Genomic DNA, 23,574 nt, shown 5'->3' with positions numbered 1-23,574 from the left:
TCCGCAGATGAGTCTTTTATGCTTATTTGCTGAACAGAACCGTCTGGTTACGGCCGTTTTGTTTTGCCTGATACAGCGCTCGGTCTGCCTCGGAGATGGCAGTTTCCAAAAGGCCCGGTTCCCATGATTCGTGAAAAGAGACGCCCACACTTACTGTAACGGAAGTTCCGGCTTTGATGGGACCGGGAATTTGAACAGAGGCGACCGATTTACGAATCTGTTCTGTTTTTTCCATTATAACGTCAGAGGAAAGCCCGGTTATCACAAGAACAAACTCTTCACCACCGTATCTGACAGCATGGAAATTATCATCTTCTGCGCAGGAGGATAAGACAGAGGCAACTGCCTGCAGGCACAAATCTCCCTGCTGATGGCCGTAACGGTCATTATACTGTTTAAAAAAGTCAATGTCCAGCAGTAAAACAGCCAGGGAGCCCATGTGGATACCATATTTCTCCAGGGGTGATCTCACGGATTCCTCCAGATAGCGCCGGTTGCCGAGGCCGGTCAGAGTGTCCGTCATGGACAGCAGGTCCAGTTTTTCATTGGCAGCTTCCAACTGCCGGTTTTTCTGGTCAATGATGATCTTGTCGTAAATACCGGTCAAACGTGCGTGGTACATACGATAAGCATAGACAATGGATAACACACAGATAAAAATGCTGTTTACCAATGTGCTGAATACATTTTCCTGCCCGTAAGGAGTCCCGAGCACCAGGCAGTTGGTCAGGATGCATGTGAAAATAAGCAGGATGCTTAAAATAAAAGGCGGCACTATAAGAAAAGCAGCCATCATAGGAAGAAAGGAGCAATATACAATAATGCTCACATCCCCCAGTGCATCCAGATAGGAAATGCATCCAATCCACAGAGAAAGCAGTACGCCGAAAGATATACAGAGTCTGGAATGCAGCCGCCAGTTATCTTTGGCGCATCTGTGGAGAGAAAGAAGCACAAGCAGTCCTGCACACAATACCGTATAGGCTATGACATAGCGAAGCCTGCGAAAGCTGTAAAAAATACTGCCGGGACGAAAAGTAAAGACTAGAATCATAAAGATCTGCGTAACCAGCATGACCCAGGCAATTACCCGCTCGGATTTATAATTTAGAGAAACCATTCCCAGTTCCAACTGGTCCCGGTATTTTTCTTCATAAGGAAAGTAAATGAGAGAATGTAACTTGTCTTTTAACATATTTAATCCTTTATGCAGACGTATGATGATGGATACTTCCATATTATATAATAAATTGTAATGAAAAGCAAAATAAAAAAATATCTGCAGCCGGCATATATGCCTGTCCTGCCATTATGAAAGTCATTGCCAACAGAGATTGAGGTGATGACTTTTTTTGGTGGATTTCAATTATATTATAATATGGAGGAGTTTCGCAGCCGTATACTTTTTATTTCACCGCAAAAGTGATTTGTTAACAATGAGTGGTAAAAAGTGGTCTGAATCCGTAAATCACAGCCACGGAAGACTCAGAAGGTCAAGGAGGTCAAAATGCCCAGAAAAGGTGAAAACATCAGGAAAAGAAAAGACGGTCGTTGGGAAGCGCGTTATATGAAAGGGCGTGATATGGACGGTAAAATCAGGTATGGATATCTGTATGGCAAGTCGTATAAAGAGGTTAAAGATAAGAAAATAAAAATCATATCAGAGTTCCCGCCCTTTTTTTCATACGGCGGCCAGCCATCCGCACTGCCGGAAGATGACAGAATCCGTACAGTCAGTATACATTGGAAGAACCATATCCGTTATACCGTAAAAGAAAGCACGTATTCCAATTACGGAGAAATACTGAATAATCATATACTGCCTGTATTAGGGGATATGCAGATTAGGAAATTTACAAACCGCACCCTGTTAAATTTTGTCCAGCAGGAACTGGAAAGAGGGATGTCCTATGGAAGTATACATGTGATTATGGGAGTGCTGAAGAATATACTGCGTTATGGGCAGGAACAGGGGTGCCTTCCTGCCGAACTCCTGAAATTTCCCCGGATTCCCGCCGGTGGTAAAGAAATACGGATCATGAGTAAAGAGGATTTCAGGAAACTGGATGCCTGCTTGAGTGAAGGTACGGATCCGTTTACTTTCGGTATCTTTTTATGTATGTATACAGGCATACGTGTGGGTGAGCTCTGTGGGCTGAAATGGGAGGACATAGACTTTGAAGACTGCAAAATATACATCCGCCGGACAGTTACACGTGTAAAGAATCTGGATATGACCATAGAAGAGGGAAAAAGGGAGTGTCCGCGGACACGGCTTAACATCGGCACGCCGAAAACTTCAACCTCCATACGGGAGATCCCTCTTCCCGACCGCCTGCAGTCTATGGGAAAAGCGTTGAAGAAGAACGGAAGTTTCTTTCTTCTGACAGGAACGGAGAACTGTGCGGAGCCGCGCACAGTGCAGCGAAGATATGCAGCTCTTTTGAAAAAATGTCAGATACCACACATAAAAATACATTCCCTTCGCCATCAGTTCTCCTGCCGCTGGATAGAACAGGGCTTTGATACGAAATCCCTGTCAGAGATTTTGGGACATACTTCCGTAAAGACAACGCTGGATCTTTATGTTCATATACAGGCTGATATAAAGAGGGAATATATGAACCGGCTCACAACACCCTGAGATAAAAGAATAATGGTTGATTGTCAGGAGCATTTTTCGACAAAATTCTGCAAGATAAAACATCTGCATGACAAAATAAAGGATTCTGACTTTACAGATTACATGCTAAAATACATAAAAATACAACAAGGGAAAGGAGAAAAGTATGTACAAACAACAAGATAAATCTGCAGATGTCATATATTATAATGGTAAAATCTACACCATGGATCAGAATATGACAATTGTTCAGTCATTTGCTGTAAAGGGACAATATCTCATAGATACCGGAACCTTTGATGAAATGAAGCAGTATGGAAATTCTGATACAAAATATGTGAATCTGGACAGAGCCTGTGTGATACCGGGACTGATAGAGGGGCATACCCATCTGCTGAAATTCGGTGAAGTATCTATGCAGATTGATTGTTTTTGGAAGCAAAAAGAAGAAATTTTTCAGCAGCTCCGCGAAAAAGCAGATACGCTGTGTCCGGGGGAATGGATTCAAAGTGATTTCGGTTGGAACAACGAGGTATGGGAGGAAAAAAGTTATCCCACAAAGGAAGAGCTTGACGCAGTGGTACCGGACAATCCGGTATCGCTGGGAAGATGTGACGGACATATGCTCTGGCTGAACTCAAAAGCTTTGGAACTGGCAGGAATCACAAAGGATACGCCAAATCCCCAGGGCGGGGAAATCCTGAAAAGAGAGGATGGGGAACTGTTGGGATGTGTCAGCGATAACGCCTGTAAATTGGTAGTTGATAAAATCCCGCCGCTCACAGAGAAGCAAATGGAGGAGGCACTGCTCTGTGCCCAGAATGAATCCTTTAAGCTGGGATTTACTTCGGTTATGGCCATGAATGTGATATCCAGCCATATCCGCTGTATGAAAAAGCTTTTTGAAGAGGACAGTCTGCAGCTGCGGATCAGCGGAGCTCTGGGGGCACTGCCGGGTGAAGCGGATGATCTGTCGTGGAAGAGTTATTACAAGACAGGCCCGGAGATTGGACTGTATGAGAAACATCTTTCAATCCGTGCGGTGAAATATTTTGCAGACGGTTCTTTTGGGTCACAGAGTGCTGCATTGTATGAAGATTATACGGACAGGCCCGGATACAGGGGAAAATTAAATCATTCAGATGAAGAGTTATATGCCCTGGTCAAGGAAGCATACAGCCATGGGTTCCAGGTCATCACTCATGCCATTGGGGACAGAGCAAACAGACAGGTCATAGATACTTATGAGAAAGTGCTGGGTGAAAATTCCGGTGCGGACCACAGATTCAGGATTGAACATTTCCAGTTGGTGACAGAGGAGGATGTGGACCGAATCAGAAAACTGGGTATTCTTCCGGGGATGCAGGCCATCCATGCCCCGAGAAGCGCTCCCATGGCAGAACGCCGTATCGGAAAAGAGAGGGCAGCACGTTCATATGCCAGCGGAATGCCATGGAAAAAAGGAGTGAAGGTCATAGGCGGATCTGACTCGCCGTCCTCCCCGGCCAATCCTTTCTGGGGAATTTATGCAGCGGTGACAAGGAAAGACCAGGATGGAAATCCGGAGGGCGGATGGTTTCCCGAAAACTGTATCTCCAGGGAGGCAGCCCTTAGGACTTATACTGACTGGGCCGCTTTTGGACAGTTCGAGGAGAATATAAAAGGCACCATTGAAAAAGGAAAGCTGGCTGACTTTGTAATATTGGACAGGGATATTATGGAGTGTCCTGTGGATGAAATAAAGGACATTTGTGTTTTAAAAACAGTTTTGGGTGGTAAATGTGTTTATGAACACATTTAAATAACAGTTTATATGGAAAACGGAGGAGGAAAAAATGGTAACAGGACCTTTATTAATTGTTATATTTATCGTCTCACTGGCATTTTTGCTGGTGACCATCATTAAGTTTAAATTGAATGCATTCGTATCATTGATCATCACATCATTTCTTACCGCTTTGCTTGTCAGAATGCCTTTTGGAGATATTACGTCCGCAGTGGCAGATGGATTTTCCGGAACCATAGGCGGTATAGGAATTGTAACCGGTATGGGTGTCATGCTGGGAATGCTGCTTTTTGAATCAGGGGGAATCAATGCCATTGCAGACAAAATGATTCATCTGTTCGGGGAAAAGAACTCTCCGGCGGGACTTGGAATCGCTGCATATTTTGCGGGGATACCTGTATTTGGGGATGTGGTCACGGTTTTGTTTTCCACTATGGTCAGAGCTTTGTCCAGGAAGACAAATATCAGCCGTCTGTCATTTGTCTCCTGCTATGCGGTTGCAGCTTCCATAACCGCGGCGTGTGTAATTCCCACAGCTGGGCCTCTTGCAGTCTGTGAAAATATGGAGTTGAATATCGGGGTCTTCTTTGTGTATTCCACTCTGGCTGGCCTTGTTGGATTTTTGACCGGTGGTATTTTATGGGGAAAATATCTGGACCGTAAGGAAAAGAAAAGCGGATATGTGAGGGTTCTGGATGAATTTGAACTGGAAGAACAAAAAACTATGGAAAAAGAAGAGAGCAGCGATAAGAAAATCTCTTTCGGAGCAGCGATGCTGATACTTCTGATACCAATTCTGATGATCGTGATTGGCAGCTTTGCATCGGTACTTCTCCCGGAAAACAATGGGGCAGTTCCGTATCTGGCCTTTATCGGAAATAAGAATCTGGCTATGGCAGTGGGCGTATTATGTGCCATGTTGATTGCAAAGCCTTATATCAAAGGAAGTATGAGTGAGATCATGGGGCGCGGTCTGGATCAGGTGGGTATGATTCTGCTGATTACAGGTGCAGGCGGAGCGTTCGGAAAGGTAATTCAGCTGACCGGTATCGGAGATTATATGGCTCAGGTATTTGGAAATCTCCACATTCCTGTGCTTATACTGGGATTTGCGCTGGCACAGATCATCCGCTTGGCTCAGGGGTCGACCACAGTGGCCATCACAACTACTTCGGCAATCCTTTATTCAACAGTTATTGCAGCAGGTACTTCGCCTATACTGGCAGCAGTTGCCATCTGTGCAGGGGGAGTGGGTCTGTCTCTTCCGAATGATTCCGGGTTCTGGTCAATCAGCAAATTCAACAGAATCAGTATACCGGAGACCTTCCGCTGCTGGACCGTGGGCGGATTTTTGGGCGGACTTGGTATACTGGGAGCGGTACTTATATTGTCTTTATTCCAGAATGTACTTCCCGGATTGCTTTAAAAAAGAAGCCAGATTCAGAGGAAACTGCTGTATCTGCAGAAACAGCAGAAAAAGAAATGAAAATCACAACATAGATAATCGCCTCCCCGGCCTTTTCCGTGTAGACTAAAGGCAAACGATACGGGGAGGTGATAAAATGGACAAAGCAGGAAAACAGCAGATATGGGGGAGCCTGGGGCTTTTGACCGCCACATTGCTGTGGGGATTTTCTTTTGTGGTGGTAAAGGATTCCACGGAATCCATTCCCGTTCTCTATCTGCTGGCGCTGCGCTATCTGATCGCCTCTGTGGGGATGGCAGTTTTTTTACTTTGCAGGAAATCTTTACCGGCGGGGATACCTTTACCTGTTATAAAACAGGGTATGGTATTGGGAGCCCTGTTGTTTGTCAGCCAGTTTTTTCAGACATTGGGATGCAAGTATACGACAGCAGGCAAAAATGCATTCATCACAACTATATACGTGATTCTTGTACCGTTTTTATATTGGTGGATAGAAAAAAGACGCCCGGACAGAAAATGTGTTGCCGCTGCTTTCATCGCAATTTTGGGCATTGGCCTTTTATCCATACGAGGGGATCTGACGGTTCAAACCGGAGACTTTCTGACTGTCATATGCGGCGCAGGTCTTGCTTTGCATATTATATTTGTAGATAAATATACAAGGAAAACCGACCCTGTGGTACTGACGGCCCTGCAGTTTTTCTTTGCAAACCTCATTTCCTGGCTCTGCATCCTGGCAGGGCAGATACCGTTTCCGATGCAGGTATTTGAACCGGGGATGGCCGGGAAAATGTTGTATCTTGGAATCTTCAGTACTATGGCAGGGTTTCTTTTGCAGATTGTATGCCAGAAACGGATAAATCCGAATGTGGCATCCGTCCTTCTGACGACAGAAGCAGTGTTCGGAATGCTGTTTTCCGTATTACTTCTGCATGAGAGGTTTACGGCGCGTATGTTTGCAGGGTGCGTATGTATGCTTGGGGCTGTGCTCATTTCGGAATTAAAAACACAATAATGGATTGAATATTTATTTTAAAGGTGTCTGCCGGAATTTCCGGCAGGCATCTTTTTACGTGATGGATAACCGAGCCGCAGTTCGATTCGTTCCTTTGGTATTTCCGCTCCTTCTTGCAGGCAAAACAACAATGACAGGATAAGAAATGTAGTGAACAAGAATAATAATCGTTTTACAGCGCATTTTCCGGTATTCTGATATCAAGAAAAAAACAACACAACCAAAAAAGGAGAATGCACTATGTTAAACAAATTAAGAGAAAAGCTTAACGAAGGAAAAGCAACCGTCAACACCAGAATCTGGAGCACATGGCCCACGATCGTGGAGGCTGCAGCTTCAACCGGAAACTTTGATTACTTTGAATTTCTGGCAGAGTATGCACCGTTCTCTTTCAATGATCTTGAGAATTTTGTCAGGACATGTGAGCTGTACAACACAGGCTCCATGATCAAAGTGGATTTCCAGAACCGGTTCTATGTGGCACAGAAAGCGGCGGCCTGTGGTTTCCAGGCAATCCTGTTCACAGACCACGAGACACCGGAGCAGGTGAAAGAGACCATTGAAAAATTACTGCCGAAGACACCGGAGGACAACGGCAAATTCGGTTATCCCAATGCAAGATGGATCAACTACCATCCGGAATTAAAACAGATGGACTATGCGGCCATGAACCGCAGCCTTGTAAAAGCTTTTATGATCGAAAAGAAAGAGGCAATGGACAGCATTGAAGAGATCTGCTCCATTCCCGGTGTGGATATGGTTCAGTTCGGACCTTCCGATTACTGCATGAGCAGAGGATGGAACTGTGCGGACCACAAAGAGGAGGTGCAGGCAGAGCACGAGAGAATGATCAGGACCGCATTAAAACACGGAGTGCAGCCAAGAGTGGAGATCGCCACCCTTGAAGACGCAGAATATTACAGAAATATGGGAGTAAAACATTTCTGTATCCTGGATCAGATGGACATCCTCATGGCAGCCTGGACCGGTACCTGTAAGGATGTAAAAGATATGGCAGACGCCATCAAATAAGCAGTCTTAGGAAGGGAGAGATACAGATGAAGATTGTAGTATTAGACGGCTACACATTGAATCCCGGAGATCTGGACTGGAAAGGGATGGAAGCTTTTGGGCAGGTCACAGTCTATGACAGGACATCCCTGACGGATGTACAGGAGATCATTGACAGAATCGGTGATGCAGAGGTGGTCTACACAAATAAAACCCCGCTTCCGAGAGAGGTATTCGATGCATGCAGCAGCATCAGATTCGTAGGTGTCCTGGCTACCGGGTACAACGTGGTGGATGTTGCCGCTGCAAAAGAAAAGGGAATCCCCGTTTCCAATATTCCAACATACGGCACTGCGGCTGTGGGACAGTTTGCCATTGCCATGCTGCTGGAAATCTGTCATCATGTGGCGCACCACAGTGACGCAGTCCACGAGGGGCGCTGGGAGAACAATGCGGACTGGTGTTTCTGGGATTATCCCCTGATCGAGCTTGCAGGCAAAACCATGGGAGTGATTGGTTTTGGCCGTATAGGGCAGGCCACAGGGCGCATTGCGAAAGCTCTTGGTATGCAGGTGATCGCCAATGATGAATATCCCAACAAATCCGGGGAAGAGATCGCAGAGTACGTCACAGTGGAAGAACTGTATGCACGTGCGGACGTGATCGCCCTGCACTGCCCGCTCTTTCCAAGTACAGAGGGAATGATCAACAGAGAAAGTATTGCAAAGATGAAAGACGGTGTAATTATCTTAAATAATTCCAGAGGACCGTTAATTGCGGAACAGGACCTGGCGGATGCTCTGAATACAGGAAAGGTTTATGCCGCAGGCCTGGATGTGGTGTCCACAGAACCCATAAAAGGCAATAACCCGCTGCTGAAGGCAAAGAACTGTATCATAACCCCGCACATTTCCTGGGCCCCGAAAGAGAGCAGAAGCAGGCTTATGAATATTGCCGTGGACAATTTGAAAGCCTTTACAGACGGCAGCCCTGTAAACGTAGTGAACCCATAATTTTAGAATCCATGAATGTGAAAAAGGAGAAATAAAAATGTCAATGTTAGATAAGATCATCATCATGCTTACCCATAATGATAAAACCGTGCCAAACGCAATTGAAATTTTTGAGGAAAACAAAGATCTTCCCATCCAGTATTGGGGATTCAAGGACGTTGGAATGGAACCTGAAAAAATGAAAGTGCTCTGCACAAAGATGAGAGAAGCCGGCAAGACTTCTTTTCTGGAAGTGGTGTCATACAGTGAAGAAGAATGTATGAGAGGTGCAAAACTGGCAGTGGAATGCGGCTTTGACTATCTCTTAGGCACTTTATACTATGACAGTGTAGCTGAGTATGTAAAAAAACAGGGATTAAAATACTGCCCGTTTGCAGGAAAGGTATCAAAGAGCCCCAGCATTTTGGAGGGAACTGTGGAGGAGATGCTTGCGCAGGAGGCAGCATTTGCGGAAAAGGGCGTATTCGGAACAGACCTGTTAGGATACCGCTATGTGGACGGAGATCCCACAGAACTCTCCGCAGAGTATATCCGCAAAGCAAAAACACCCGTCGTCCTGGCCGGAAGTATCGGCTCAGAGGAGAGGATGGAACTTGTAAAGGAGATGAATCCCTGGTGCTTTACCATGGGAAGCGCGCTGTTTACAAAGAATTTTGTAAAGGAAGGGACATTCAGGGATAATCTGGTGTATGTTGTTGGATTTTTAAAATATTTAGGAATAGAGGACGCTGTCGCTTAATGGCAAAGCAGGCGTAAGAACAAACGGTTCGCGGTAAATGACTGCGGACCGTTTAGTTTATAAAGAAATAAGCAGTTCCATAGTCTGTACTGCATTTTCTTTCCTCCATTACAGTGAAAAAAATTTCTGGCTCGTTCCGGTACGCGCCGGATTAACAGCAGGATTAGGATAAAGTGATGAAAACAGATGAAAAATCAAAAAGATAGTATACAGAATGACAAGAAAAGAAACCCCGTGTGCAAGATATATTATAGGATTTGACACATGTTTCCTGTATTCTATTATTACATTGAAGTGCTTGAAACAGTGACAGGGAAGGAGTGGATAAAATGCCCGGGGGATGAAAAAAACATGCAGATGAATCAGAAGATATATGGTAACTGTTTCTAACCGTCCAGACAGGTCTGCGCAATTCCTGCGCTGACCGTATGAGAAGACAGCGGTATCAGGCATCGGTCTATCGCAAAGCGGTTTTCGGCAGTTGGAAAGGTTCTGTAAGCCGGTATCCGGAAGAGGACGGGACCATTACAAATAAAAAAGAAAGAAGGAAATCAGATTATGAAGATGAGAAAAGTAATAGTATTTGCAGCAGTAACAGCATTGGCGGCAGGCATGATGTCCGGCTGCGGCGGCAGCGGCCAAAACAAGACAAGCGGAAGTGAAGTGAAAGCAGCGGGAGCGGAACAACAGAGCGGAAAAAAGATAACGCTTAAATTCGCGCACTCTATTCCCAGTGACAGCGTCATATCCAAGGACATCGAGACATTTGCAGAGAAAGTGAATGAGCGGTGTGACGGAAGACTGGAGATTCAGGTCTTTGCGGATTCTGTTATGGGTGATGACGACGCGGTCATTGAACAGATTGGAAGAGGAAGCTACATGATGAATTATGTGGACCCTGCCCTGCTGAAGGATTACTGTCCGGATTATGCCATCATGTTTGCCCCTTACCTGTATGATGACGTATCTGAAATTAAGGAACTGGCATTTTCGGAATTCGGTGAAGATCTGGCACAGAAGTGTGCAGATGCAGGCATCACAGTCCTTGACAACATGAGCGGTTACTACGGAACCCGACAGACCATTGCAACGCATTCGGTTGCTGACCTGAGTGAGATGAAGGGTGTGAAATTCCGTGTGCCGAGTACCCCGCTTCAGATCGAGATGGTAAAGGCCATGGGCGCAAGCCCTACAACCGTTGCTTTTTCAGAGGTTTACACAGCCCTGCAGCAGGGAGTCTGTGATGCCATGGAAAATCCGCTTTCCCTGATTTACGCTGCGAAATTCCAGGAGGTTGCCAAACACGTGACCATGACATCTCATATTATAGCACCGGATGGAATCATCATATCCACAGATGTGTACAAGAGCCTGGATGAGGACCTGCAGACGATTCTGAAGGAGGAAGCCGTCAGCTTTGCCGAGTACACCACAGAGCACGTGCTTGCGGACGAAGAGGCGATCAAAGAAAAAATGGAGGCAGAGGGCGTAGAATTCCACGAAGCTGACACAGAAGCCTTTAAGGAAGCCTGCCAGGTTGTATATACGAAATTCCCGGAATGGTCGGAAGGTTTGTATGACAGAGCGAAAAAAGCGTTAGGCCACGAATAGACAGACGGCCTGTCCTGAAAAGGGGGTTAGGAGAAAAAATGCTGAAAAAAATATGTGTAAATATAGAAGAGATTATTGCTGGTATCGCTCTCTGTATCATGTCTGTGGCAACAGTTTTTAATGTATTCTGCAGACTGGTCCTGAGCAAGAGCTATCCCTGGGCAGAGGAAATATCGTATTTCTGCTTTGCCTGGCTGATCTTTGTGGGAGCCAGTGCAGTGTACAAACGGTATCAGCACAGTTCCATTGATATCCTGGTAAGGGTTTTTCCTGAAAAATTAAAAGTGGTGGTAACTATGTTTTCCATGATAGTGCAGATTGTGTGTATCGGAGCAGCGGCATATTTAAGCCTGGTATATTCCGTAAATGCGTGGACAAGAAAGACACCGATCATGAATATCCCTTATACTTTTGAAGCTCTGGCCATGACGGTAGGCTTTGGCCTGATGTTCATCCATGCTATTTTCTTCTGCATCAATGTGGTGAGATACCAGGATTATTTCCACACAAGACCTATATATCAGGGAATCTTTACTGTGGAAACCGTGGAGGATATGGTTCTTGAGGAGAGGGAACAGACAGAAGAAAGGGGTGAAGAAAGATGAATCTATGGCCGATTTTACTGGTTTTTGTACTGTTTTTCCTGAATATACCGGTTGCATTTTCCATGATCATTTCAGCGCTTGTGTATTTTGTATTTATGTGTGAGGGAGTGCCCATGGATGTCATGACCCAGTCACTGCTGTCCACATCGGAATCCTTTACCATGCTGGCAGTACCGTTCTTCATCACAGCCGGATGTATCATGGGATACGGAGGAATCTCCAGCAGTCTGATGGATTTCTGTGAAGTGCTGACAGGGCATTTTACAGGCGGTCTGGGGCATACGAATGTGCTGCTCAGCACATTCATGGGCGGAATCTCAGGTTCCTCCTGCGCGGATTGTGCCTTTGAGAGCAAGATGCTGGTGCCGGAAATGGAGAAGAGAGGATATACAAAAGGTTATGCGGCGGCGATCACAGCGGCATCCTCCTGTATCACACCCATCATACCGCCGGGAATCTGCCTGATCATCTATGCGACGGCGGCAAGTGTATCTATCGGGGACATGTTCCTCGCAGGTTACATACCGGGAATATTGATCGCCATTTCCCTTATGATCACCAATTATATCGTATCGAAAAAAAGAGGGTTTATTGCATCCAGGAGCCACAGGCCAACCTGGAAGGAAATATGGCCTCAGCTTAAAAAATCCGTCTGGGCACTGATTCTGCCCTTTGGAATCATTATGGGTCTGAGGATGGGGATTTTCACACCCACGGAATGCGGTGCGGTGACCATTGTCTACTCCATCATCATCGGTAAATTCGTATATAAAGAGCTGAAGAGAGAACATATCAAACATATTATTGTTGACTCTGTGTCAAGCACAGCTAACGTTCTGCTGATCTTATCGGCAGCAGGCCTGTTCTCACAGTATATGGTCTGGGAGCAGATTCCGCAGAACATGGCTTCCGCGCTTCTGAACCTGACAAGCAACAAATATGTATTCATCATGCTGGTCCTTTTGTTCCTCTTTATCCTGGGCATGTTCCTGGATGCAGCGGCTGCCCTGATCATACTGCCGCCTCTTCTGGTCCCTGCCGCCATAGCGCTGGGAATCAGCCCTATCCATCTCGGTATCGTTATGTGCCTCATGGATACCATCGGCGGCATTACACCGCCTTTCGGGGTAATGCTCTTTACCTGCATGTCGGTTACGAAAGTGAAGCTGGTTGACTATATAAAAGAAGGATGGCCTTTGATCGTGACGGTATTTCTGATCTGTATTCTGGTTGCGCTGGTGCCGGGGATCAGTACATTCCTTCTTTGATGGAATCCTGTAATAGGTCCAATCATATGCAGGACGGGATGCAGCCAAAATGACAAGATAAGAAATGATAAATGCAAGATTGCTCATCGACCCTGCAGGCGATTGCAGGTATGATGAAAACAGTGATCAAACAGCAGAAAGGAAGTAAAATCTATGAAAAAAATACTGATTTCAGAATGGGTTCCGGAAGAATGCCTTGCCCCATATAAAGAAGACTATGATTTCACCTGTCCGTCCAGAGAAAAACACGCGTTTTCTTATGATGAGATATACGAAATGATCGAGGATTATGATGCTTATTTCATACTGGACAACGAGGGTGACAAAAAGGTGATCGACAGGGCAAAGAACCTGAAAGTCATCGCCAATTTCGGCGTGGGCTACAACAACATAGACTGGAAATATGCCACAGAGGTGGGGCTGCCTGTTGTAAATACTCCCACAACAGTGACGGAGGCCACAGCGGAACATGCAGTGGCTCTACTGATCGCCACCATGCGAGGTGTGGCAAGATATGACAGGGAGGTGCGCCGCGGTGTGTGGAACTCACCGAATTTCTCAGATATCGACTGTGAAGTCTACGGCAGAACGCTGGGAATCATGGGCTTCGGGCGTATCGGAAAGATGGTCTGCAAAAAAGCCCAGGGACTTGGGATGAAAGTCATCTACTTTGACAAATACAGAGCTTCACAGGAAGTGGAAAAAGAATATAACGTAACGTACATGAGCTTCGATGATGTGGTAAAGAACAGTGACTGCATTACCCTGCACATGCCGTATATTCCGGAGAACCATCATATCTTCAATGCGGAAGTATTCCGGGCCATGAAGGACAGCGCCTATCTTATCAACGCGGCGAGAGGCCCTATTGTTGATGAAAAAGCACTGGCAAAGGCATTGAAGGACGGCACGATCAAGGGCGCGGGCCTGGATGTGTTCGAGGATGAGCCGAATGTGGAACCGGAGCTTCTGGAGCTTGACAACGTGACACTGACCCCGCATATCGCCAGTTGTACCCTGAAGGCACGCATGGGCATGTGCCGGGAGGCACTGGGCGGAATCATCGGAGTGCTGGAGGGGAAGAAACCCTATAATGTGGTGAACCCGGAAGTTTTGAAATAGAGGAGGTGGGATAATGAAATTGCTGCTTGGTCTGGACATTGGAACCACTGCAATGAAGATCGCCCTGTTTGACAGGACAGGTGCACTGCTGGCTGTCTCCACCCAGGAATACGATTTACTGACTCCTGCCCCTAATTATGTGGAGGAAAAACCGGAAGTATATTGGGATGCCTTCTGCACAGGTCTGAAGGATATAAAAAGCCGTTACACCATAGCAAAGGACGCGCAGATTTCCCTTGCCATGTCCGCCCAGGGGGAGACCATCTTCTTTCTGGACAAGGACGGCAGGCCTCTAAGAAATGCCATTGTATGGATGGACAACCGCGCAGTCAGGGAGGCAGAGATGCTTAAGGAGGCCTTCGGAAATGCCGAGTGCTATCAGAGAACAGGCCAGGTCAGTTTTGAGGCCTGCTGGCCCGCATCGAAAATCCTCTGGGTACGTGAGCATGAGCCGGAAGTTTTTCAGAACACAGACAAGTTTCTCCTGATCGAGGATTACTTTATCTACAGGCTGACAGGAAAATATGCCACAGAGCCATCTCTTGTCTGCTCCTCCACCTACTGGGATATTATTGAAAGAAGTTACTGGCAGGAGATGCTGGATTTTCTGGGAATCAGGGAATCACAGCTTGCCCCTGTCAGGGAATCCGGGGAGATAGTGGGAAAAATCCTGCCCGAGGTAGCAGCAGAGCTGGGCCTCGGAACGGATCTTACGGTCTGCACCGGCGCGCTTGACCAGGCGGCAGGCGCCATCGGTGCAGGAAATATCAGGGAGGGCATGTTCTCCGAGACTGTGGGTGCGGCACTTGCCGTATGTGTTCCGGTCAACAAACCCGTATTTGATCCTGCATGTAAAATGCCCCTGTTCTGTTTCCCTGTAAACGGAATGTATATGATCCACACATTCACTAACGGAGGCATGACCCTGCGCTGGTTCCGGGATAAATTCTGTGAGGTGGAAATGCTGGCTGAGAAAAGAGGAGGTCAGGATGCATACGATATGATCAGTAAGCAGGTGGAAAAGATACCGGCCGGTTCTGACGGCCTGGTCATGCTTCCCCATCTGGCGGGTTCCCTGGCCCCGGATGTGAACTCCAAGGCGAAAGGTGTCTGGTTCGGGTTTACCCTCCAGCATACCATGCCGCATTTTATGAGATCTATTATGGAATCTTTGGGCTATATCTTGCGGCGGAATATAGAAGCACTGAACGACATGGGAATCCGGGTAAAAGAGATTCGTTCCCTGGGCGGCGGTTCCAAGAGCCGGGTATGGTGTCAGATTAAGGCAGATATCAATCAGGTGACACTGGAGACCGTCAAATCCGTGGAGGCCGCATCTCTGGGAGCCGCCATACTGGCAGGGACTGCCACGGGCATCTTTGAGAGTGTGGAAAGCGCAGTGGACAGTATGGTGGAAGTCAAAGAACGCATCACACCCTCTGCCCACAACCGGGAGGCCTATGAGAAAGGGTACGCCATATACCGCAAACTCTTCTCTGACCTGACCGAATGCTTTGAAAAAATGTAATACGAATATGTAAGATAAGGATGCAAACTTATGAGCGAAAAAAATATCCGGTCTGCCATGAACACCATGACGCACGGCGTATATGTCATTGGTACCCATGCAGACGGAAAATATAATCTGATGACAGCAGCCTGGCTGTCCCAGGTATCGGGAAGGCCGCCCATGCTGATGGCGGCAGTCTCAAAGAGCCACTACACCGCAGAGCTTCTGAAGGCCAGCAGTAGATTTTCCGTGAGCGTTCTGACAAAGGATCAGAGAGAGACTGCTCTGAAATGCGGCAGTGTCAGCGGAAGAAAAAAGGACAAGCTGGCGGAAGTGGATGTGGAATTTACAGAGGAGGGGCTGCCCTTTATCAAAGGTGCTGCCGCCTGCATCATATGTGAGGTGACGAGTGTGACGGAAAGCTCTGACCACTGTATTTTTATTGCGGAAGCGGTCAGTGGACAGGTATTTTCCGGAGAGGCACTTTTATACAGAGAAAAGGATTTCTTTTAGGAGGGGGAAAGATATGAAAGTTATGAGAGAGAAAGAGGCGCGGATTTCCCTGGACGGACCGGAAGTCTGCAGAGAATATCTGGAAACAGGTAAGATCACATTTGGTTCCTCCACCCTTCTGCCCGGACAGACCGGGGGCATCGATCCCGGCCATCCGTTGTCCCATGAAGTGTTTTTTGTGAGCCGTGGACATGTGATCATGAGAAATCCCCATACGGGAGGACACTATGAGCTTTTTGAGGGGGATATCATCCTGGTAGAGGAGGGGGAACCCCACGAACTGACAAATATAGGAATGGAGCCGGCAGTTATTACATGGAGCTGTGCTCCCAGCCATTTCAAATAGGAGGAATTAGAGATGAACCAGCCAAAAGTAGGAGTTGTAGGCGTCACCTGCAGATTTGAGAGCGGGGGACAAAGAGCAGAGGAATTGATAAACGGAGTGAAAAACGCACTGAGCAGCCAGGGGTTAGAAGTGGTATGCGCAGATAAGGTGGCATGGGATGCGGCGGATGCGGTGGACGTATGCAGACAGTTTAAAAAAGAGGATTTGGATGCGCTGGTTATTGTGGAAGTGACATGGATCATGGACTCCATGCAGTATATCTTCATGAACGAGCTGCAGATTCCCACAATTTTCTGGGCAGTGCCTTACACAGAGACATTTTCCATCGGATGTGTACAGCATTTCGGTTCCATCCTGAAAGGTCAGGGCATCGAATACGAGTACGTTTACGGACTGCCGGAAGATGAGGCATCTGCAGGCAGAGTAAAAGCAGCGGCCCAGGCATCCCAGATCATCAGGGCGGTAAAGGGAATGCGCCTTGCCCTTGTGGGCCCCCGTCAGACATGGCGTGTGGCAGGTCCCCAGGATATGTCCGCAGAGGAGTGGGGATTTTCAAAAAAATTTGGTGTGACCCTGATCCATATTGAAATGAGCGAGATTACGGAAGGGGCAGATAAGATCAGCGATGAGGAAGCTGAAAAGACACTTAACTGCCTGTCAAAGCGCACCGGAAAGGTGCTGGCGGATAAGGAGACCATGCTGTATATGGCAAAGGTATATCTCTCTACAAAAAAAGTCATTGAGCGGTATTCCCTGGACGCCATGGCAGCGGAGTGTTATCCCATGTACAGCGGACTGATGAACCTGACATCCTCCTGGCTGGCAGACGAGGGGATGATCGTGGATACAGAGGGAGATATCGGCCACACCATGGTGATGTATATGCTGAATCTGGCGGCAAAGGGCGGCGCCTGTGCCCTCGGCGAGGTGGGCAGCATGGATGATGTGAACAATATCCTGGCCCTGGCTCATGAGGGGAGCACAGCCCATTCCCTGGCAGAGAGCATCGACAAGGTACAGATTTCACCAAGCGGCAAGAAAGGCACATTCGTGGGCGTGCCGCTGAAGGGCATGGAAAGTGTGACCGTTTCCAGCATTGTGGGAAACAGGGGACAGTATAAGCTTCTGGTGGAAAAGGCCGATGTGGAGGCAGCCACCCATGAGGAATGGGTAGAGGGGGGAGAGAAACTCCTTGTTAAACTCCACGTGTCCGGAAAGGCCAGCCAGGTGGTAAATACACTGATGGAAAAGGGAATGGACCATCATCTTCTGGTGAAAGAAGGGGATTATACAGATGTGATGAGCCTGCTGTGTAAGTTTATGGGGATTGAGAAGGTTACGTTTTGCTAACTGATCAATCAGGTCTGCGCACTTATTTCTGGTCGGAACGGTTGGGTCAAAAAACTGCCGTTCCGGCTCTTTTAATTAAAAAAGATGGGGTAAACTTTCTATAAATTTTTAAAAAATATTATTGCAGTGGAGTGCTGTATCTGCTATACTGTTCCACATATTCTGATATGGATTTTTCTATTTTTCAATTTCATTAAATCGGCAATTTCTGCCGGAATTCACAATGTAGTAACAACTGAATAAGAAAAAGCGCGGGAGCGGCAAGTTGTGGAACGGGTATCTTTCTGTTATAATGTATACAGGTTCCTGAGGCTTTCGCTGCTTTGGAAAGACGAGGCAATATGAACAGAAACAGAAGGAGAAGCATAAGCAGGGCACTCAGAAAAAAACAAGTAAACAGAAATTACAAGGATAGCCTGTTCCGCATGATCTTCGGGAACAGAAAGGCTGCACTGAAGCTTTATAATGCCATCAATCATTCCAATTATCAAAATCCGGAGGATTTGGAGATCACTACGATCGAAGGGGCCATTTATATGGGCGTAAAGAATGACCTGTCCTTTTTGATCGACAGTGTGATGAATCTGTATGAAGCCCAATCTACCAGAAATCCCAATATGCCTCTGCGGGGATTGATCTATTTCGCAAGAGTATATCAGGGATATGTGGAAAAGAGAGAGCTTGATCTGTATTCCGGCAGCCGTATCAAAATCCCATTGCCGCGGTATATTGTATTTTATAATGGATCGGAGGAAGAACCGGACCGCCGGGAGTACCGTCTGAGTGACGCATTTGAGAAGAAGCAGGACAGTTATTGCCTGGAATGTGTGGCCACGGTTCTGAATATTAATGCAGGACATAACAGACAGTTGATGGAAGACTGTAGCTTGTTGTGGCAGTATGCTTCTTTTGTATCCAAGGTGCGGCAGTATCTGGAAATGTACCCCGAAGATTTGGAGGGTGCAGTGGACAGGGCGGTGGAAGAATGTATTGCGGAAGGCATTCTTGCGGATTTTCTGAAGAAAGAGCGTGGAGAGGTGAAAGACGTGATACTGACAGAGTATAATGCGGAACGCCATATTAAAAATGAGAAGAAGCTCAGTTATGAGGAAGGGGTCGAAAAAGGAATAGAAAAAGGAATGGAAAAAGGTCTGGAACGGGGGATAAGGGCATTTATAACTGAAAAGGAGGAGGAAGAAGCAGGGAAAACAATTATTATAGAAAAATTGCAGAAGCATTTTATGCTGGACAGAGAGAAAGCAGAATATTATTATGAGAAATTTTCTAAAAAGATGTAAAAGAGTGCTTTAAAGCAGACAGTGTAATTCGTTTTGTGTTTTAACAAAAAGAGAGCTCCTTTTTGGTGAGGATTAAGATATGACAATTCTTATCAAAAAGGAGTATTTTTTATGCCGGAAAAGGTCCGAATTCAGGGCCGTCACAATCAGAACGGATAGGTAAATCTTAAAAAGCAATATAAGACATATACCGGGCAAGATATTAAATTGAATAAGAACAAGGCCAATCGTATAATCGATTTATAATATAAAAGAAATAAAAAGCAAAAAAATAAATGGAGGAAAGTAATATGAAGAGTTATAAAGTATCAGCAGCAGAGCTTAAGAATTTTACAAAAACCGTGTTTGAAAAAACAGGTTTGCAGGAAAGTGACGCGCAGGCTATAGCGGAATTGCTGGTCCATGCAGATGTGCGCGGCGTGAGCAGCCATGGAGTTATCCGCATGAAGCCTTATATCGAAAAGATAAACGGCGGCGGAGCATCCCTAAAAAGTACATATCCTGTGGTGCAGGAGACAGCCAATACAGCAGTTATTGACGCGGAAGGCGGTCTCGGTGCAGTTGCAGGGGAAAAGGCGGTGAAGATTGCCAGGGAAAAGGCGAAGAACAGCCTGATCTCTATTGTGTCCGTAAAGAACAGCAACCATTTCGGCATGGCAGGCCACTGGGCTATGAAGCTGGCCGGGGAGGACTGTATCGGTTTTGCCTGCTCCAACACGGACCCCTCCATGGCACCTCCCGGAGTGACGATTCCGTTTATCGGCAATAATCCGTTCTCTTTTGCCTTTGCAGCAGGTGAAAAATACCCGGAAGTCTGTGTGGACATGGCGACCAGCGCGGCGGCATTTGGAAAAGCCAAGGCTTATGCCCTGGCAGGAAAACCGATTCCGGAGGGATGGCTTCTTGACAAGCAGGGCAACCCCACCACAGAATTGTCCGAATACGGAATGCTGGTTCCCATGGCAGAGCACAAGGGGTTCGGTGTGGCCTTTATTGTGGAATTGTTTGCCACACTGCTCTCAGGCGGTGTATTGTCACCTAATGTAAATGACCAGGATCTTCCGGCCACACCGGAGCTGTCCAGCCAGAGCTTTGGCTGTATCAATATTCGGGCTTTCAGGGAGCTTTCACAGTTCCATAAGGATGCTCAGGAGTACATTGAGGATATCAAGGCCCTTCCTGTAAAAGAGGGCGTGGGCAGCGCAAAATATCCCGGGGAGATTGAATACACCAACAAACAGAGGAGTCTGGAACATGGAATCATTCTCCCGGAGGCTTTGGCAGAGCAGCTTGCTGAGACAGGCAGGTCACTTGGAATCCAGATGGCTGAGATGGCATTTCTCACAGCGGAAGAAGCATAATTTTGGATTCGCAGAGGGAATATCTCTGCGAGGAATAAATAGGAAATGGAGAAAAGTTTATGAAAAGCCTGTATGTGTCCGATCTGGATGGGACGTTGTTCAATAAAAAGAAAAGGATCTCCGATAGATCAGCGGATATCATAAACCGCTGCATAGAAAAGGGAATGCTGTTTTCAGTGGCTACAGCGCGTATGCCTTACGGCTGTGATTACCGGTTGAAGGACCTGCATATGAATGTACCGGGAATTGTGACAAACGGGGTATTTTTATATGATTTTCAGTCCGAAGAAATCATTTCCGCGGAAGCTGTTCCTGTAAGTGCAGCGCAGAAAGTGATACGTGCGTTCAAAGACTGCGGGATGTCCTGCTTTTTGTACACGTATGACAGCCGGGGAATCAGCATTTATTATGATGAAAAGAGGATGGAGGAGCAGACCCAGTATTACAGTGACAGGGCGCTTCAGAAATGTGCAGAGGTCACCTTTACAAAGAAAGCAGAGGAAATGGTCCAGAAGGGAGATCCTGTATATCTGACCTGTACCGGGACGGAAGAAGAGCTGAAACCGGTGTGCAGGAAACTGGATGAGATAGAGGGGATCAAGTATTCCTTTTATCTGAATATCTATAACGGGATGTACTGTCTGGAGGTGTTCAGTGCACATGCAAGCAAGAAAAACGCTCTGAAGAAGCTGATGAAAATCACCGGGAGCGAGGAGCTGGTGGTATTCGGGGATAACTTCAATGATCTGTCCATGATAGAGATTGCGGACAGGAGCTATGCGCCCATGAATGCGCTGCCTGAAATAAAGAAAGCGGTGGACCGGGTGCTGCCTGACTGTGATCATGACGGTGTAGCGGCGTTTCTGGCTGAGGAGTGGGGACTTAACGTCTAGTTGTTTGGGTATCAGAAGAAAATAAATTGGAGAGGGACTGGCAGCAGTTCCTCTCAATTATTATTAGCCTGTGTATGTTGTTCTTTGTATTCCGCAGGATTCATCCCCATGTATCTTTTGAATGTCTTATAGAAATAACTGTAGTTATTGAACCCCACCTTCTCTGCGGCCTTGTTGATGGTCATATCTCCGGTGAGATAGTGGGCTGCCTGGGCTATGCGTTTTTCCACAATATAATTGGTGAGCGTATAATTCGTCACCTTCTTAAAAATCCTGCAGATGTAATATTCACTGTAACTCACTTCCTGGGCCAGTACACCCAGAGACAGATCCTCACTCAAATGGTTGTTGATATAGTCCACCAGTTTGGCTATCATGGACACATGCCGGGAATCCGTATTATCAAAATGGATGCCGTCATAGCAGTCGCTGAACAGGTAGGAGGCCAGCTGATGGATCAGCGCCTTTTCAAAGATATCCTTGCCATGGGCAGGCTTCTGGTCCCGGTATTGTTCCAGAATCCGCAGATACTTGTCAAAGCATTTTCCTTCCACATGGAAAATTGGATAATTCCTGCTGTCCTTGCTGAAGATATCCAGAAGGTTTGACTGGGCAGTATTGAAAGACAGGAGCAGATTGGGGTCAATGCTGATGCTGAAACGCTCGTAATAAGTATTCTTGTTATAGATCAGGGTGTGCGGATCAAACATGTTGATGAGGGCAATATCCCCCCGCCTGATCAGATATTCTTTGCCGTTGATTTTGAAAATACCTGCATTCCCCAGATAGACAACAATTTCATAAAAGTCATGATAATGCAGGTTGGAATGCATCTCATTTTTGGGTGTCCGAAACAGACAGTCATAGTCTCCCTTGTAAATGGAAGAGCGGGATAAGAATTTGGCTTCCATGGGTTTTCCTCCTTTATACTTTCAGTTTACTGCCGGATATTCCTAAAGTCAATGAAATGACAAGATAAGAAATGTTCTCGGCAAGATTATAAATAGAATATCAAACGGAACTGAACTACTATAGGGTTAAGCAAAAAAAGAAAGGACGGATCAATGATGAAATCGTTTTGTGTCAGCCTGAAAAGTATCAGGGATATCACAGAGCTTGTGAATATAGCTTCGGATTGTGAGGGGCATATTGAACTGATTCAAGGAGGGCACAGGATAAATGCAAAATCCATACTTGGCATTTTCAGCTTGAATCTGCAGGAACCAGTAGAGATCAATATGGAAAAGGAAAATGAAGAAATAGAGTGCAGGCTGAGAGAAAGGAGAATACAGTTATGACATTGGAAGAACAGAAGGAACGGATGATCACAGGAAAGCTGTATAATGATTTGACGGAGGAGCTGGTGAACGCAAGAAAAGAAACCGTCCGCCTTACAGACCGGTACAACCGCACTTATGGGGAAGAGCCGCAGGTGCGGGAGCAGGTTCTGAAACAGATATTGGGTTCTATGGGGGAGAATGTATTTTTTGAACCCTCCTTCCGCTGTGAATTTGGATTTAACATCCATATCGGAAATAATTTTTATGCGAATTTTGACTGTGTCATGCTGGATGGAGGCGGAATAGAGATTGGTGACCATGTACTGTTTGGGCCGCGGGTGGGTATCTATACGACAAGACATGCGTTTGATGCAAAAGAAAGAGCAGCAGGGGCGTGTTTTGCCAGACCTGTGAAGATTGGAAACAATGTCTGGATCGGGGCAGGGGTACATATCGACTGTGGTGTTGCGATCGGGGACAATTCCATCATCGGGGCAGGGAGTGTCATCACCAGGAATATTCCAGCGAATGTGGTGGCTGCGGGAGTCCCCTGCAGGGTGATACGGCAAATATCCGGGGAGGAAAAGACGGATTATTTTGATATATTGAGAACGGAATACCGCGATACCAAAAGTGATATAGATTGAGAAAAAGTTTTGCATATTATAGTATAACAGAATACGAAAAAATTAGAGATGCAGTTTAACTGTACTCTGGACCGGTCGTGTAGAAGATTTGGTGCAGGGGGCAGATAAACTGTATTTTTTTGTAAATTCTGCAATGGTTTGATCAGTGCTTCCGTGA

At 46.4% G+C, this 23,574-nt stretch carries 22 protein-coding genes; 20 read left to right on the top strand and 2 right to left on the bottom strand.

Annotated elements, in window-relative coordinates; translation table 11 throughout:
* Positions 1-22 precede the first annotated feature (22 nt).
* The gene (locus V8Q34_RS23700) at positions 23-1,195 is read right to left on the bottom strand and encodes a GGDEF domain-containing protein (RefSeq protein ID WP_335836448.1); all 1,173 of its coding nucleotides are present in this window, start codon (positions 1,193-1,195) and stop codon (positions 23-25) included.
* A gap of 312 nt (positions 1,196-1,507) precedes the next feature.
* On the opposite strand from V8Q34_RS23700, the gene V8Q34_RS23695 reads away from it, so the two are divergent.
* The 18 genes from V8Q34_RS23695 to V8Q34_RS23610 all read left to right on the top strand — a co-directional run bounded on the left by V8Q34_RS23695 (position 1,508) and on the right by V8Q34_RS23610 (position 21,490).
* Positions 1,508-2,644, top strand: coding sequence for a tyrosine-type recombinase/integrase (locus tag V8Q34_RS23695; protein WP_148393037.1), 1,137 nt, complete (start codon positions 1,508-1,510; stop codon positions 2,642-2,644).
* Between the two features lie 145 nt (positions 2,645-2,789).
* Positions 2,790-4,424 (top strand): amidohydrolase, encoded by a 1,635-nt coding sequence (locus V8Q34_RS23690; RefSeq protein WP_335836447.1) that lies wholly within the window; start codon positions 2,790-2,792, stop codon positions 4,422-4,424.
* 34 nt (positions 4,425-4,458) lie between these two features.
* Positions 4,459-5,835, top strand: a complete 1,377-nt coding sequence (locus V8Q34_RS23685) for a GntP family permease (protein WP_033143618.1) — start codon at positions 4,459-4,461, stop codon at positions 5,833-5,835.
* A gap of 136 nt (positions 5,836-5,971) precedes the next feature.
* Positions 5,972-6,850 (top strand): DMT family transporter, encoded by an 879-nt coding sequence (locus V8Q34_RS23680; protein WP_335836446.1) that lies wholly within the window; start codon positions 5,972-5,974, stop codon positions 6,848-6,850.
* Between the two features lie 240 nt (positions 6,851-7,090).
* On the top strand, positions 7,091-7,882 hold the full coding sequence (locus V8Q34_RS23675) for an aldolase/citrate lyase family protein (protein WP_335836445.1): 792 nt from the start codon (positions 7,091-7,093) through the stop codon (positions 7,880-7,882).
* 26 nt (positions 7,883-7,908) lie between these two features.
* A complete protein-coding gene (locus tag V8Q34_RS23670) occupies positions 7,909-8,874 on the top strand; it encodes a D-2-hydroxyacid dehydrogenase (protein ID WP_335836444.1) in 966 nt (321 codons plus the stop codon).
* Positions 8,875-8,911: 37 nt separating this feature from the next.
* Positions 8,912-9,613, top strand: coding sequence for a hypothetical protein (locus V8Q34_RS23665; RefSeq protein WP_335836443.1), 702 nt, complete (start codon positions 8,912-8,914; stop codon positions 9,611-9,613).
* Positions 9,614-10,171: 558 nt separating this feature from the next.
* The gene (locus tag V8Q34_RS23660; RefSeq protein WP_033143622.1) at positions 10,172-11,224 is read left to right on the top strand and encodes a DctP family TRAP transporter solute-binding subunit; all 1,053 of its coding nucleotides are present in this window, start codon (positions 10,172-10,174) and stop codon (positions 11,222-11,224) included.
* Positions 11,225-11,262: 38 nt separating this feature from the next.
* A complete protein-coding gene (locus V8Q34_RS23655; RefSeq protein ID WP_033143623.1) occupies positions 11,263-11,829 on the top strand; it encodes a TRAP transporter small permease in 567 nt (188 codons plus the stop codon).
* Positions 11,826-13,097, top strand: a complete 1,272-nt coding sequence (locus V8Q34_RS23650) for a TRAP transporter large permease (protein WP_033143624.1) — start codon at positions 11,826-11,828, stop codon at positions 13,095-13,097. The genes V8Q34_RS23655 and V8Q34_RS23650 overlap by 4 nt, the downstream gene beginning before the upstream one ends.
* 153 nt (positions 13,098-13,250) lie before the next feature.
* Entirely contained in the window at positions 13,251-14,219 is a 969-nt protein-coding gene (locus V8Q34_RS23645; RefSeq protein WP_335836442.1) for an NAD(P)-dependent oxidoreductase, read from the top strand.
* A gap of 13 nt (positions 14,220-14,232) precedes the next feature.
* A complete protein-coding gene (locus V8Q34_RS23640; RefSeq protein ID WP_335836441.1) occupies positions 14,233-15,747 on the top strand; it encodes a xylulokinase in 1,515 nt (504 codons plus the stop codon).
* Positions 15,748-15,777: 30 nt separating this feature from the next.
* Positions 15,778-16,242 carry a flavin reductase family protein gene (locus V8Q34_RS23635; RefSeq protein ID WP_148393030.1) on the top strand — a complete coding sequence of 155 codons (465 nt, stop codon included), beginning with the start codon at positions 15,778-15,780 and terminating at the stop codon, positions 16,240-16,242.
* A gap of 13 nt (positions 16,243-16,255) precedes the next feature.
* Positions 16,256-16,588: a cupin domain-containing protein gene (locus tag V8Q34_RS23630; RefSeq protein ID WP_033143628.1), complete on the top strand. Its 333-nt coding sequence runs from the start codon at positions 16,256-16,258 to the stop codon at positions 16,586-16,588.
* Positions 16,589-16,600: 12 nt separating this feature from the next.
* Positions 16,601-17,938, top strand: coding sequence for a hypothetical protein (locus V8Q34_RS23625; RefSeq protein WP_335836440.1), 1,338 nt, complete (start codon positions 16,601-16,603; stop codon positions 17,936-17,938).
* Positions 17,939-18,279: 341 nt separating this feature from the next.
* Positions 18,280-19,236 (top strand): hypothetical protein, encoded by a 957-nt coding sequence (locus tag V8Q34_RS23620; RefSeq protein ID WP_335836439.1) that lies wholly within the window; start codon positions 18,280-18,282, stop codon positions 19,234-19,236.
* A 290-nt stretch (positions 19,237-19,526) separates the two neighbouring features.
* Positions 19,527-20,597 carry an Ldh family oxidoreductase gene (locus V8Q34_RS23615; RefSeq protein ID WP_158587235.1) on the top strand — a complete coding sequence of 357 codons (1,071 nt, stop codon included), beginning with the start codon at positions 19,527-19,529 and terminating at the stop codon, positions 20,595-20,597.
* Between the two features lie 59 nt (positions 20,598-20,656).
* The gene (locus V8Q34_RS23610; protein WP_335836438.1) at positions 20,657-21,490 is read left to right on the top strand and encodes an HAD-IIB family hydrolase; all 834 of its coding nucleotides are present in this window, start codon (positions 20,657-20,659) and stop codon (positions 21,488-21,490) included.
* A gap of 53 nt (positions 21,491-21,543) precedes the next feature.
* On the opposite strand, the gene V8Q34_RS23605 is transcribed toward V8Q34_RS23610, so the two are convergent.
* Positions 21,544-22,401, bottom strand: coding sequence for an AraC family transcriptional regulator (locus tag V8Q34_RS23605; protein WP_335836437.1), 858 nt, complete (start codon positions 22,399-22,401; stop codon positions 21,544-21,546).
* Positions 22,402-22,554: 153 nt separating this feature from the next.
* Between V8Q34_RS23605 and V8Q34_RS23600 the strand changes: the two genes are divergently transcribed.
* Together V8Q34_RS23600 and V8Q34_RS23595 are read left to right on the top strand one after the other, a co-directional pair.
* Positions 22,555-22,788 (top strand): HPr family phosphocarrier protein, encoded by a 234-nt coding sequence (locus tag V8Q34_RS23600; protein WP_054350965.1) that lies wholly within the window; start codon positions 22,555-22,557, stop codon positions 22,786-22,788.
* Positions 22,785-23,417, top strand: a complete 633-nt coding sequence (locus tag V8Q34_RS23595; protein ID WP_335836436.1) for a sugar O-acetyltransferase — start codon at positions 22,785-22,787, stop codon at positions 23,415-23,417. The genes V8Q34_RS23600 and V8Q34_RS23595 overlap by 4 nt, the downstream gene beginning before the upstream one ends.
* The last annotated feature ends 157 nt before the right edge of the window (positions 23,418-23,574 follow it).

The organism is Blautia sp. JLR.GB0024, from assembly GCF_037000545.1.
Taxonomy (GTDB): domain Bacteria; phylum Bacillota; class Clostridia; order Lachnospirales; family Lachnospiraceae; genus Blautia; species Blautia celeris.
This window is presented reverse-complemented; position numbering and strand designations above follow the sequence as displayed.

Excerpts from the sequence above, each read along its gene's own strand:
- V8Q34_RS23700 (WP_335836448.1), bottom strand. The coding sequence starts at position 1,195 with ATGTTAAAAGACAAGTTACATTCTCTCATTTACTTTCCTTATGAAGAA.
- V8Q34_RS23695 (WP_148393037.1), top strand. The coding sequence starts at position 1,508 with ATGCCCAGAAAAGGTGAAAACATCAGGAAAAGAAAAGACGGTCGTTGG.
- V8Q34_RS23690 (WP_335836447.1), top strand. The coding sequence starts at position 2,790 with ATGTACAAACAACAAGATAAATCTGCAGATGTCATATATTATAATGGT.
- V8Q34_RS23685 (WP_033143618.1), top strand. The coding sequence starts at position 4,459 with ATGGTAACAGGACCTTTATTAATTGTTATATTTATCGTCTCACTGGCA.
- V8Q34_RS23680 (WP_335836446.1), top strand. The coding sequence starts at position 5,972 with ATGGACAAAGCAGGAAAACAGCAGATATGGGGGAGCCTGGGGCTTTTG.
- V8Q34_RS23675 (WP_335836445.1), top strand. The coding sequence starts at position 7,091 with ATGTTAAACAAATTAAGAGAAAAGCTTAACGAAGGAAAAGCAACCGTC.
- V8Q34_RS23670 (WP_335836444.1), top strand. The coding sequence starts at position 7,909 with ATGAAGATTGTAGTATTAGACGGCTACACATTGAATCCCGGAGATCTG.
- V8Q34_RS23665 (WP_335836443.1), top strand. The coding sequence starts at position 8,912 with ATGTCAATGTTAGATAAGATCATCATCATGCTTACCCATAATGATAAA.
- V8Q34_RS23660 (WP_033143622.1), top strand. The coding sequence starts at position 10,172 with ATGAAGATGAGAAAAGTAATAGTATTTGCAGCAGTAACAGCATTGGCG.
- V8Q34_RS23655 (WP_033143623.1), top strand. The coding sequence starts at position 11,263 with ATGCTGAAAAAAATATGTGTAAATATAGAAGAGATTATTGCTGGTATC.
- V8Q34_RS23650 (WP_033143624.1), top strand. The coding sequence starts at position 11,826 with ATGAATCTATGGCCGATTTTACTGGTTTTTGTACTGTTTTTCCTGAAT.
- V8Q34_RS23645 (WP_335836442.1), top strand. The coding sequence starts at position 13,251 with ATGAAAAAAATACTGATTTCAGAATGGGTTCCGGAAGAATGCCTTGCC.
- V8Q34_RS23640 (WP_335836441.1), top strand. The coding sequence starts at position 14,233 with ATGAAATTGCTGCTTGGTCTGGACATTGGAACCACTGCAATGAAGATC.
- V8Q34_RS23635 (WP_148393030.1), top strand. The coding sequence starts at position 15,778 with ATGAGCGAAAAAAATATCCGGTCTGCCATGAACACCATGACGCACGGC.
- V8Q34_RS23630 (WP_033143628.1), top strand. The coding sequence starts at position 16,256 with ATGAAAGTTATGAGAGAGAAAGAGGCGCGGATTTCCCTGGACGGACCG.
- V8Q34_RS23625 (WP_335836440.1), top strand. The coding sequence starts at position 16,601 with ATGAACCAGCCAAAAGTAGGAGTTGTAGGCGTCACCTGCAGATTTGAG.
- V8Q34_RS23620 (WP_335836439.1), top strand. The coding sequence starts at position 18,280 with ATGAACAGAAACAGAAGGAGAAGCATAAGCAGGGCACTCAGAAAAAAA.
- V8Q34_RS23615 (WP_158587235.1), top strand. The coding sequence starts at position 19,527 with ATGAAGAGTTATAAAGTATCAGCAGCAGAGCTTAAGAATTTTACAAAA.
- V8Q34_RS23610 (WP_335836438.1), top strand. The coding sequence starts at position 20,657 with ATGAAAAGCCTGTATGTGTCCGATCTGGATGGGACGTTGTTCAATAAA.
- V8Q34_RS23605 (WP_335836437.1), bottom strand. The coding sequence starts at position 22,401 with ATGGAAGCCAAATTCTTATCCCGCTCTTCCATTTACAAGGGAGACTAT.
- V8Q34_RS23600 (WP_054350965.1), top strand. The coding sequence starts at position 22,555 with ATGATGAAATCGTTTTGTGTCAGCCTGAAAAGTATCAGGGATATCACA.
- V8Q34_RS23595 (WP_335836436.1), top strand. The coding sequence starts at position 22,785 with ATGACATTGGAAGAACAGAAGGAACGGATGATCACAGGAAAGCTGTAT.